Source organism: Corynebacterium sp. LK31, assembly GCF_014335015.1.
GTDB classification, from domain to species: Bacteria; Actinomycetota; Actinomycetes; order Mycobacteriales; family Mycobacteriaceae; genus Corynebacterium; species Corynebacterium jeikeium_D.
In genome coordinates, this window is record NZ_PDGW01000003.1 from 1 (window position 1) to 9,991 (window position 9,991).

Annotated in this window: 11 protein-coding genes and 2 riboswitches; of the genes, 3 read left to right on the forward strand and 8 right to left on the reverse strand. The window is 57.7% G+C overall.

The genetic code is table 11. The annotated features are described in order from the left end of the window. Nucleotides 1-153: 153 nt before the first annotated feature. Nucleotides 154-1,416, reverse strand: coding sequence for a UDP-N-acetylglucosamine 1-carboxyvinyltransferase (gene murA, locus CRD18_RS00015; protein ID WP_239272592.1), 1,263 nt, complete (start codon nt 1,414-1,416; stop codon nt 154-156). A gap of 47 nt (nt 1,417-1,463) precedes the next feature. Here murA and CRD18_RS00020 point away from each other — a divergent pair, with 47 nt between their 5' ends. Next, nucleotides 1,464-2,063 (forward strand): cob(I)yrinic acid a,c-diamide adenosyltransferase, encoded by a 600-nt coding sequence (locus CRD18_RS00020; RefSeq protein ID WP_049173053.1) that lies wholly within the window; start codon nt 1,464-1,466, stop codon nt 2,061-2,063. A gap of 71 nt (nt 2,064-2,134) precedes the next feature. On the opposite strand, the gene ramA is transcribed toward CRD18_RS00020, so the two are convergent. From ramA to CRD18_RS00045, 5 genes are all read right to left on the reverse strand, one after another. Beyond that, nucleotides 2,135-2,971 carry an acetate metabolism transcriptional regulator RamA gene (ramA, locus tag CRD18_RS00025; RefSeq protein WP_005511953.1) on the reverse strand — a complete coding sequence of 279 codons (837 nt, stop codon included), beginning with the start codon at nt 2,969-2,971 and terminating at the stop codon, nt 2,135-2,137. Nucleotides 2,972-3,446: 475 nt separating this feature from the next. Then, a riboswitch (cobalamin riboswitch) is annotated at nt 3,447-3,704 on the forward strand. 194 nt (nt 3,705-3,898) lie between these two features. Further along, nucleotides 3,899-4,723, reverse strand: a complete 825-nt coding sequence (locus tag CRD18_RS00030) for an energy-coupling factor ABC transporter ATP-binding protein (protein ID WP_049190261.1) — start codon at nt 4,721-4,723, stop codon at nt 3,899-3,901. Between the two features lie 2 nt (nt 4,724-4,725). Continuing rightward, nucleotides 4,726-5,463 (reverse strand): cobalt ECF transporter T component CbiQ, encoded by a 738-nt coding sequence (gene cbiQ / locus CRD18_RS00035; protein ID WP_070549912.1) that lies wholly within the window; start codon nt 5,461-5,463, stop codon nt 4,726-4,728. Then, entirely contained in the window at nt 5,460-5,837 is a 378-nt protein-coding gene (locus CRD18_RS00040; RefSeq protein WP_049173058.1) for an energy-coupling factor ABC transporter substrate-binding protein, read from the reverse strand. The genes cbiQ and CRD18_RS00040 overlap by 4 nt, the downstream gene beginning before the upstream one ends. Before the next feature lie 38 nt (nt 5,838-5,875). Continuing rightward, nucleotides 5,876-6,658: an energy-coupling factor ABC transporter permease gene (locus CRD18_RS00045; RefSeq protein ID WP_049190264.1), complete on the reverse strand. Its 783-nt coding sequence runs from the start codon at nt 6,656-6,658 to the stop codon at nt 5,876-5,878. Nucleotides 6,659-6,724: 66 nt separating this feature from the next. Then, nucleotides 6,725-6,994, reverse strand: a riboswitch (cobalamin riboswitch). A gap of 303 nt (nt 6,995-7,297) precedes the next feature. Here CRD18_RS00045 and cysK point away from each other — a divergent pair. Continuing rightward, nucleotides 7,298-8,230: a cysteine synthase A gene (gene cysK, locus CRD18_RS00050; protein ID WP_049173059.1), complete on the forward strand. Its 933-nt coding sequence runs from the start codon at nt 7,298-7,300 to the stop codon at nt 8,228-8,230. 115 nt (nt 8,231-8,345) lie between these two features. Beyond that, nucleotides 8,346-8,939: a serine O-acetyltransferase EpsC gene (epsC, locus tag CRD18_RS00055; RefSeq protein WP_005511963.1), complete on the forward strand. Its 594-nt coding sequence runs from the start codon at nt 8,346-8,348 to the stop codon at nt 8,937-8,939. A 100-nt stretch (nt 8,940-9,039) separates the two neighbouring features. Here the strand turns inward: epsC and CRD18_RS00060 are convergent, their stop codons facing one another. Next, the gene (locus tag CRD18_RS00060) at nt 9,040-9,321 is read right to left on the reverse strand and encodes a GNAT family N-acetyltransferase (protein WP_049173078.1); all 282 of its coding nucleotides are present in this window, start codon (nt 9,319-9,321) and stop codon (nt 9,040-9,042) included. A 107-nt stretch (nt 9,322-9,428) separates the two neighbouring features. After that, the gene (locus tag CRD18_RS00065; protein WP_048733759.1) at nt 9,429-9,884 is read right to left on the reverse strand and encodes a hypothetical protein; all 456 of its coding nucleotides are present in this window, start codon (nt 9,882-9,884) and stop codon (nt 9,429-9,431) included. Nucleotides 9,885-9,991 lie beyond the last annotated feature (107 nt).

The following is a 9,991-nucleotide window of genomic DNA, read 5'->3' on the forward strand; positions in this document are numbered from 1 at the left end:
AAATAGCGAAAACCACCACAAGCCACCACAGGAGAATCACTCCTTACGGTTCTGAAGCATCCAGAACCGAAGACTTGCGATGGTTTTCCGCACCGCGCGTTTAACTAGCACCGTGCGCTTAGCCGTTAGCCATTGACCAGAGGCCAACAATCACTAGCTAACCCGTTCAACAGAAGCGCCAAGAGAATTGAGTGTCTCTACGAAGCCCGGGTAACCACGGTCGATGTGATAAACATCGTGCACCTCAGTGACGTCACCTTCTTCAGTACACAGCCCAGCAAGCACTAGTCCCGCTCCGGCGCGAATGTCCGAAGACCACACAGGTGCGGAACTCAGCGTTTCCTTTCCGCGAATCATCACGTGGTGGCCATCGATAGTCGCGTCCGTGCCGAGGCGAATCATCTCGTCGACAAACCGGAAGCGCGACTCAAAAACGTTCTCGGTAAGCACTGACGTCCCTTCGGACACCGCGGACAGAGCAATGGCCATGGGCTGCATGTCCGTCGGAAAGCCTGGGTATGGCAGCGTTTGATAGTTCACACCCTGCGGACGCCTGTCCATACGCACGCGGAAGCCCTGCGGGTAGGTCTCGACCTGAGCGCCTGCGTTCTTCAGTTTTTCCAGAGGAAGGTGCAGGTACTTAGGGTTAATGCCAACGACCGTAATATCGCCGCCGGTCATCGCTGCAGCATAAGCCCAGGTCCCTGCGATAATTCGGTCGCCGACGACCTTGTGCTCAGTCGGGTGCAGCTTCTCGACGCCCTCAACCGTGATGGTGTTAGATCCCGCACCCGAAATCTTGGCGCCCATCTCCACGAGCATCTCGCACAGGTCGACAATTTCGGGCTCACGGGCGGCGTTATCCAGCACAGTCGTACCTTCCGCTAGTACGGCCGCGGTCAGAATATTCTCGGTCGCGCCGACGGACGGGAAGTCCAGCTTGATGTTCGCCCCCTTGAGTCGCCCCGCCTCAGCCACCACGCAACCGTGGTGAATATAGGTGCGTGCTCCCAATTTCTCCAGGCCAGCCTGATGCATGTCCAGCGGGCGGGAACCAATAGCGTCACCACCGGGCAGTGCGACAATCGCGTTACGGGTACGCGCCGTCAGCGGCCCGAGCACACAGACCGAAGCGCGGAACTGGCGCACGGCATCGAAATCGGCGTGATGCGAGAGTTCTTCGGGCACCGTGATTTCAATCCGGTCGCCCTCGCGCGTCACGGAGCAGCCGAGCCCTTCGAGGACCTTTTGCATCAATGGCACGTCGTCAATTTCAGGGCAGTTCGTCAGTACTGTCGTGCCCTCGGCGAGAAGCGCCGCACCCATCAGTTTCAGAACCGAGTTCTTCGCCCCGGAAATCTGAACCTGACCATTTAGCGTCGCTCCGCCTTTAACCAGAAATCGCTCATTTCCCACTCCCCCAGCCAACCACATTTCGCAATATCGCGCTTAGGCTTGAAGCTATGAGCGTTCATCTAACTCGCATTTACACTCGCACCGGCGACGACGGCACCACTGGATTATCCGATTTCAGCCGCGTTCCCAAGGATGATTCTCGCCTTATCGCCTACGCCACGTGCGAGGAGGCCAACGCCGCACTCGGCCAGGCGCTCAGTTTCGGCACGCTTGACGACGAAATCTCGGCTGTCATTCGCTACGTGCAGAATGACCTATTTGATGCCGGAGCCGACCTGGCAACACCTATTGAAGAAAACCCGAAGTACCCGCCGTTGCGTATCGAGCCGGATTACATCGAGCGACTCGAGCACTGGTGCGACCAATTCAATGAACAACTGCCGAAACTGGATTCCTTCATCCTCCCGGGAGGCACACCAGCCGCAGCACTGCTACACACAGCTCGGGTGATTACTCGCCGAGCCGAGCGTGCAGCATGGGCTGCCTGCCGCGAATTTCCCGAAACCACCTCAGTCCTACCGGCGAAGTATCTCAATCGCCTGTCTGACCTGTTGTTTATTCTTTCGAGAGTGGCCAATGACGGAAACGACGTTAAGTGGATCCCCGGTGGTGAGCGCGAAGCCCAGCGGCAAGCAGGGGGTAAGTAGCGGAGCAAGTAGCAGAACTGACTACCCCAATACCCGCGGGTTTGGGCGCAAAGGAACCGTCGTCAAGCGGTTTACGGCAGTGCGCCGATGCGACGGGCCGCGTTGACGGCCTCGTAGCGAGTATGGGCGCCCAGCTTGCGCATTACGGAGCGGAGGTAGGACTTAACCGTCTCGGCACCGATGCCCATTTCCTCTGCGGCCTCGACGTTGGTGTGACCGAGGGCGACACAGGCGAGAACATCGAGCTCACGAGCCGACAGCTTGGTGGTCTGCTTGACGCGAACCGGGGTGACCATCTGATCGCAGAGCACCTCGAGCTCCTGGCGCAGCTTCTCATCATCCACACGGTTAGCGAGCATGCGCAGCTTGGAGTGCGTGGAACGAACCTGCTCCCACTCAGCGCCATTCATGATGCGGCCGCCCTTACCGTTGCCAGAACGATCCATGTTGCGGCAGGCATCGACGACAGCGAGGTCCTGCTCCAGGCAACGGGCGGTCATTGTGACCTCTTCAAGAACCTTGTCCCCCAGGCGCACCGAAGAGTGCACGCCACCGTAGAGCACGCCACGGACAAGACGCGAAACGATCACCGGCACGGCGACCAGCGAGTGCAGGCCTTCGTCACGAATCTTGTCGTCATACTCATGAGTAATAACCTTGGCGCGCAGGTAGTCACTGACACCCACCGGGCGACGCGTGGCCAACACGCGACCACCGACACCCGCACCCGATTCCACAGTCAGATTCTGCAGGGCCGGAGTACGCAGACCAACCCAGTTGTTGATCTGCATCTTCGAGTTATCGGTGACTTCCGCATACATTGTGACCGGAATACCAGTCGCATTCTTTAGGGCGACCAAGGACGACTTAATAACCTCATTGTCGTCCAGAATGCGGTGGGGATCCATCTCGCGTCCTCCTGCGTAACGGGCAAATTGCTTCACTGGTACCCACAGAGGCACCATCAGCCTGTGACTTCGCGCCGACTTACACTCCTACAAAATGGCCAACTACCGCTCAGCGGCTACTGACCCTTTCGGGGGCTGTAAACCGTACAAAGTAGATAGTACCCTCCGAACGGGTACACCTGCATTAAGGCATCCGTCACACAATCTTAGGAAACAACTAGGTTTCTCTACAAGTACGTAAAGAAAATACCAGGATAAATCCTGTCATTAGCCCCGCCTCGGCCGAATAAATACAAGGCAGGGGGTAGCTATTTTTCCGCTAACAAACTGCGTGAATGTTAATAACAGAGGGTAATGAACGGCGTTTTACCCCCAATGCGGACATTTTCGAAAAAGACCTTCGCTTATTTTGCATCGTGCGCTATTGTCATACATGCAACAGGTTTTGTTGAGTTCCACTTTCAATGCTACGTCCTCCACGTGGTTGTCCGAAGGTGGTGCACAGCAAACGCAAGAGGGAATCCGGTGCAATTCCGGAACTGTCCCGCAGCGGTAATCTGGAACAAAATTCGCCAACGGCACTGAGGTTATTTCAACCTTGGGAAGCGGCGAAAAGTAGGAAAATTGATAATAAGGATCTGCACGTAAGCATTGAAGCTTGCGGCAGTCGTCATCCCCTTATTGTCGGTCACGCCAGAAAGTCCGAATACCTGCCTGATGCGCCGAGGGCACTGCAAAGTGTCACGGCCACGGAGATCGCCCGCGGACAGGTGTGACGTGAAATGGAAGCGAAGAAATGCGACAGCTTCGCCTATATTTCTAGGCCTATTTTCATAGGCATTACGCCCTGCCCGCGGGCGTTTTTCTCATTTTTAGCGCGGTTTAGCTGCACATATCGATGAGCTATTCACCAACCAAGCCACTCGCCTAAACATCCTCTGGATGGCACACATCTCGCCCAATCGCCTTGGAGACCACGGGCGCCCAGGGCAAAGCCAGTCGAGCATGTTCGACCAACCGTCGATCGGCCAAAATTTCTTCCTTGGCGCCGACGCGCAGTTTGCCGTCGGCAAGCACCGCTGCCCTATCGGCGAAATTCCACGCGAAGTCGATGTCGTGCGTGGCGACGACGACGGCAGTGCTCTGATCGCGCAATTGATTGAGCGTGTGTGCAAGCTTTCGGGTCGCCTGCGGATCGAGGCCGGCGGAGGGCTCGTCGAGAAGCAGCACACGCGGATGCATCGCCAGCGCACCAGCGAGAGCGACGCGCTTGCGCTGACCATAGGAAAGCTGGTGCGGAACGCGTTCGGCGAGATCGGTGATCTCGGCGGTACCTAGAGCCTGCCGGACGCGCCGTTCGACTTCCTCGTTCTTAAGCCCCAGGTTGACGGGACCGAAAGAGACATCTGCAAACACGCTAGCCGCGAAGATTTGCTCATCCGGATCCTGCGTGACCATCTGCACTGAGCGACGGACCGCATTGCGGCCGTGCCGGGAGTACGTGTAGACGGTGCCGTCAAGGCGGACCTCACCACTATTGGGCTTAGACGCTCCCGCGAGCATACGCAACAGCGTGGACTTGCCCGAACCGTTTGCCCCCAACAGCGCTAGGCGCTCGCCACCCGAAATTGCCAGATCCACGCCTTTCAGAACGTGGGTTTCGTCGTAAGCGTATGTAACTGCAGCCGCTTCGACAATGACACCGTTGGCACCATGTACGTGATCAGCGCGATTTTTCCTGCTGCTCGACATCCCTATACACCCCATTTCAGCAGCGCCCAGGCCGCAATCAACGACAAAAGTAATGCACTGGATATCACGATGAACTTCGGCTGCCTGGGCCGCGAAATCACCAGTACTTTCATTGCGCTCGGATCGGCGCGCAGCTCGATTCCCTCTTGCATCTTGCGCGCGCGGGTAAAGGCAATGACAAAGAGGCTGGCGGACTGTGCCGCTACATCTCGGATCATCGCCCGGCGCGTGGAGTGTCCCAAGCGTCGTGCTTGCGCTTCCGTCATCGAGTGTGCGGAGTGAATCAGCACGCCGGTCATCCGGTAAATCACCTCGGCGAGGTACGTCAAGTATCGCGGCAAGCCGTGCTTGTCGAGCCAGGCAATGAGCTCCGAAATCGGAGTGGTCAGCGCAAAGACCATCGTGCAGCTGATACCCGCAAACGAACGCATCACAACCTGCGCCATTCGCTGCGGGCCATCCGGCGACCACGCGAGACCGTCGGGAGTAAGCGCTACCAAAAGCGGAAACGCGCCGACGAGCACAAAAGCCGCCGGTGCCAGCACCATTGCCACATACAGCTTGCGGGGCACTCGGGCTATGTACGCAATAGACCAAGCAATGACCGCAATGACAGGCGCAAAGGGAATTGGCGGTAGCGCAACCGCCAGAATCAGCAGCCCACCGAGCAGCAGAATCTTTTCACCCACGTTGCGGCGTGCCCAAGCGCTGCGCGCCGCTGCAGCTTCTAGCGCATTCACTGCTCTTTCTCGCGCTTGTCCGAACGCGCAGCAGCCTTCCCTCGGTAGAAGCCAATAACGTAGAACAGGACGCCAGCACCGATAACGGCCTGGAGCGCGAACAGACCCGACTCGACCTCACCCGGCAGCTCGCCGACGAGTGGCTCGAACCACGGCTCGTAGTTCGGGTCGATTTCCTGAATTGTCTCCGTAGCGGTGGCATCAGTGCCGGCGAACGGCTCCTCGGCGTCGTCGTCCCCGTAGTTGAAGAACAGCGGGAACATGGCAATTACGACTACCAGGACAATGAGACCAACGCTGACCCACACGGAGTTCTTCTTCGGCTGGCTAGCTGCCTGTGCGTCGACAATCTGCGCGTTGTTTTTTGCATTCATAATCGTGCTCTCTTTCGCTTCTTTTCGCTTGACGACGGCTACTGCTTCTGGCCAGATACGGATGCAGCTGCCGCATTCTGCGAAGTGACAGATCCTGCAACAGCGTCAGCCGTGGCTTCTGCAGCTTTCGCCTCCAGCGCCGGTGCTGGCGCATCACCGAAGCGGGACAGGAAGCCGAGATCGAGGAGCTCAGAATGTGCCACGGCCAGCAGGGTGCGCATGAGAATGACGGTGACCAGAGCCTCGATGATTGCCAGCGGAATCTGCGTGATAGCGAACAGGCCGAGGAATGTAGCCAGAGCGCCGCCGACACCGCCCGGGTTTGCCGGGTGTGCAAGAGCGAGCTGCACGGAGGTCACAACATAGGTGGAGAGGTCAGCGAAGAACGCTGCCATAAACACACCTGGTAGTAGGCCTCCGCCGAGCTTTCGAGTCAATACGTAGAAGGCGTAGCCAACCCACGGGCCGACGATTGCCATGGAGAAGATGTTCGCACCGAGCGTCGTAATGCCGCCGTGAGCGAGCAAGATTGCTTGGAAGAGCAACACGATGGAGCCAAGCAGCGCCATCACCGGAGGTTTGAAGATTACAGCACCAAAACCTGTACCTGTCGGGTGCGAAGTGGAACCCGTCACAGATGGAATCTTGATTGCGGAGAGCACGAAGGTAAACGCACCAGCAGCACCGAGCAGCATGCCGCTACCGGGATGTTCTTTCATAGTGCGCTTGACTTGAATTGCGCCGTGAATGACAAAGGGAGCGGCAGCTACACCCCACCCAATGCAATGAGTGACTGGGAGAAATCCCTCAGCAATATGCATGATGTAAATCATCTTTCTACGGCGCTATTCACCTCGACAGCACCGCTCGACCGCCAATCCGCGGACGCGAATTGGATGATTTACAGTCGGTCTCCTGGCTGATGGGCTGAGGAAAGCTTCACACTTCTATTAATGCCTCGCCTCCTTCCCCAAAGGTTTGAGTCCCTCTGAGTGGCTTCGACGAAGCACCGCAATCGCTGAGTCCATTGTCTGCGTTTTTCGGTTATCACATATAACCGCTGTGCAGATAAGGGCCACAATCGCACCCAATCACAGTGGCGAGGGCCGCTGCCTATTCACAAGGCATTCCCGTGCACTGTAAATCACGTCTCAGAATAGTGGATTCTAAGAAACTTTAATGCTCTTTACCCTCACAATGGAGGTAAGGACGAGCGAGGCAATGAGACAGCGTTAACGTGGCAATAGCAGGGGCATTGCGAAAATAGCGGTGCGACTGCGACGGCGCCGGCCGCGGCGACTATGACGGTGGCGGCACCGGAACTGACAGCTTCCACTTCCCTACGCAAGCCATAAAATAGACGAACTGGTCTGTACTAATTGCAGGATCAGGCGTACACTACGGCTACACGCGAAAACTCATTAGGAAGTCCTCTGTGATTTCCGGAATGGATAAGATTAATGACTATTTATAACGATGTCACTGAACTGATCGGCAACACCCCGCTGGTTAAGCTCAACCGTGTTACCGAGGGCCTGCCGGGCAACGTGATTGCCAAGCTGGAGTTTTACAACCCTGCCAACTCGGTCAAGGACCGCATCGGCAACGCAATTATCGATGCCGCCGAGCGCTCTGGCGAGCTCAAGCCGGGCGGAACCATCGTCGAGGGTACCTCGGGCAACACCGGTATCGCGCTGGCAATGGTCGGCGCAGCCCGCGGTTACAAGGTCATTCTCACTATGCCGGACACCATGAGCCAGGAGCGCCGCGTCGTTCTGCGCGCATTTGGCGCTGAGCTTGTACTCACCCCGGGCGCGGATGGCATGCGCGGCGCTGTCGATAAGGCCAACGAAATCGTGGCTAACACCGACAATGCAATCCTGGCTTCCCAGTTCGCCAACCCGGCCAACCCGGCTATCCACGAGGCAACCACTGGTGAAGAAATCTGGGAAGCTACCGACGGCAAGGTTGATTACTTCGTGGCTGGTGTCGGCACCGGCGGCACCATTACCGGTGCTGGTCGCACGCTGAAGAAGCACAACTCGGACATCAAGCTGGTTGCCGTTGAGCCGAAGGCCTCCCCGCTGCTGACCGAGGGCACCGCCGGCCCGCACAAGATTCAGGGTCTGGGCGCAAACTTCGTCCCAGAGGTTCTCGATCAGGAGCTTCTCGACGAGATCATTGCGGTTACCAACGAGGACGCTATTGAGGTCTCCCGCAAGGTCGCTGCAGCCGAGGGCATCCTCGGCGGCATTTCTGCCGGTGCAAACATCAAGGCTGCTCTCGAGATTGCAGCCCGCCCGGAGTCCGAGGGCAAGAACATCGTCGTGATTGTTCCTGACTTCGGCGAGCGCTACGTCTCCTCCATCCTGTACGAGGATCTGCGCGACTAAAGCCGAGCACTATAAGCGCCCGTAACCTTCTCTGCAGAGCCCGCTAGCTGGCACTTTCCGTCGGCAAGCGGGTTTTTGCATTGCCCACACCTCCGACCAGATAGAATTGACGCCCATGAGTGACTTTTTCCGAATCCTCAAAGAGGATCTGGACAATGCCCGTGCGCATGACCCAGCTGCGCGCAGTGATGTAGAAAATGCCATTGTCTACTCCGGCCTACACGCAATCTGGATTCACCGATTCTCGCACCGCCTCTGGAAACGAGGCGGGATTTTCAAGGGCATTGCACGAGTACTCGCACAGTTTTCCCGTTGGCTGACTGGTATTGAGATTCACCCGGGCGCTCAAATTGGCCGAAGGTTCTTCATCGACCACGGTATGGGCATCGTCATTGGCGAAACCGCAGAAATCGGTGACGGCTGCATGCTCTACCACGGCGTGACGCTTGGCGGCCGCTCACTGGAGAAGGTAAAACGCCACCCCACCCTGGAGGACAACGTCACCGTCGGAGCAGGTGCGAAAGTCCTTGGCCCCATCACAATTGGTGCAGGCTCATCAATCGGCGCCAACTCCGTGGTCACCCACAGCTGCCCACCCGATTCCATCGTGATAGGAATTCCGGGCCGCGTACGCCCTGCCAAGCCCGAAGAGCACAAGCCGTTGTGCGATCCGGCGGTGTACGTCCAGGGTGACGGAGACTTCATCTAGCCCCGCCCTAAAACTAGCTCTACATACAAAAGCCGACCGGCTGCTCTTCCTATCGTGAGCAGCCGACCGGCTGCTTTGTGCGTTCTTCGCCCTTCAGCGACTAGTCAGCCAGTAGATCCTGGTAGTCCGGGTTTTTCTCCACGAAGTTGGCAACAGCGGAGCAGCTGGTGCGAATCTTTCGGTTGTTCTTCCGAACATCATCCAGCGCGCCTGCGATAAGCGGCTTGGACAGGCCTTGTCCACGGAATTTGCCATCTACAACCGTGTGGTCAAAGTCCAGGGCACCTTCCACCGGGGTGTAAGCGGCAAAGCCGGCCTCTTCTCCCTCTACGGTGAGAACGTAGCGCTGACCGGCCTCATCATGCGAAATAGTGTGTGCCATTTTCGGAATCACTTCCCTCTCATGGTTGTGAAGCGTCGTCATTGCAAACGACTCTTAGGATGTAACCCAGATAACAGCTCTCGCTTCGGATTAATTCCGAATTCTGGTTAATTCTGCACTAGCGGGGGTTCGCCCGGGTGCTCGTCGGCACGCCCGACAGCGACACGGCACGGGACATCGCCCTTCGCGACCTTGGTCGCAGCCTCCCCCTCTGCCCACCCTGGGCTGACGGCCTCAGCGAGCGGGCCTGCCAGGTCCGCCATTTCGCAGTGAGACAGCCCCGGAGCCACCACACTGATGCGGTAACGCTTCCGATCCCCCGGATCCATGCCCGGGTTGGCCTCCGCCCACAAATCAGCGAGAGAGGAAGTGCGCCCCACATCGGGCATGACATCCTCGTAGACGTTGACTTCCTGATCCGGAATCAGTTCCGCGAGCACCCCACGAACCTTCTCAGCAGCCGATTGACTGCCCTCAGCATCCGTGTAGACGAAGATGCGCACGACCCACGGCAGCGTCTTATCGTCGGACAGCGTTCCTGCTGAGGCGAATTCCTTACTCATGCACAACATCCTATCCGCTAGGGTGTGTACGCGGTTTAATTTCCCCCACTTTAAGGTTTTCGCACGGCTCGATGCACTGTGCTTTACGACGATCCCCGCGACAAACA

Coding starts and splice junctions, on each gene's coding strand:
- CRD18_RS00020 (WP_049173053.1), top strand. CDS start 1,464: ATGAGCGTTCATCTAACTCGCATTTACACTCGCACCGGCGACGACGGC.
- ramA (WP_005511953.1), bottom strand. CDS start 2,971: ATGGATCCCCACCGCATTCTGGACGACAATGAGGTTATTAAGTCGTCC.
- CRD18_RS00030 (WP_049190261.1), bottom strand. CDS start 4,723: ATGTCGAGCAGCAGGAAAAATCGCGCTGATCACGTACATGGTGCCAAC.
- CRD18_RS00040 (WP_049173058.1), bottom strand. CDS start 5,837: ATGAATGCAAAAAACAACGCGCAGATTGTCGACGCACAGGCAGCTAGC.
- CRD18_RS00045 (WP_049190264.1), bottom strand. CDS start 6,658: ATGCATATTGCTGAGGGATTTCTCCCAGTCACTCATTGCATTGGGTGG.
- cysK (WP_049173059.1), top strand. CDS start 7,298: ATGACTATTTATAACGATGTCACTGAACTGATCGGCAACACCCCGCTG.
- epsC (WP_005511963.1), top strand. CDS start 8,346: ATGAGTGACTTTTTCCGAATCCTCAAAGAGGATCTGGACAATGCCCGT.
- CRD18_RS00060 (WP_049173078.1), bottom strand. CDS start 9,321: ATGGCACACACTATTTCGCATGATGAGGCCGGTCAGCGCTACGTTCTC.
- CRD18_RS00065 (WP_048733759.1), bottom strand. CDS start 9,884: ATGAGTAAGGAATTCGCCTCAGCAGGAACGCTGTCCGACGATAAGACG.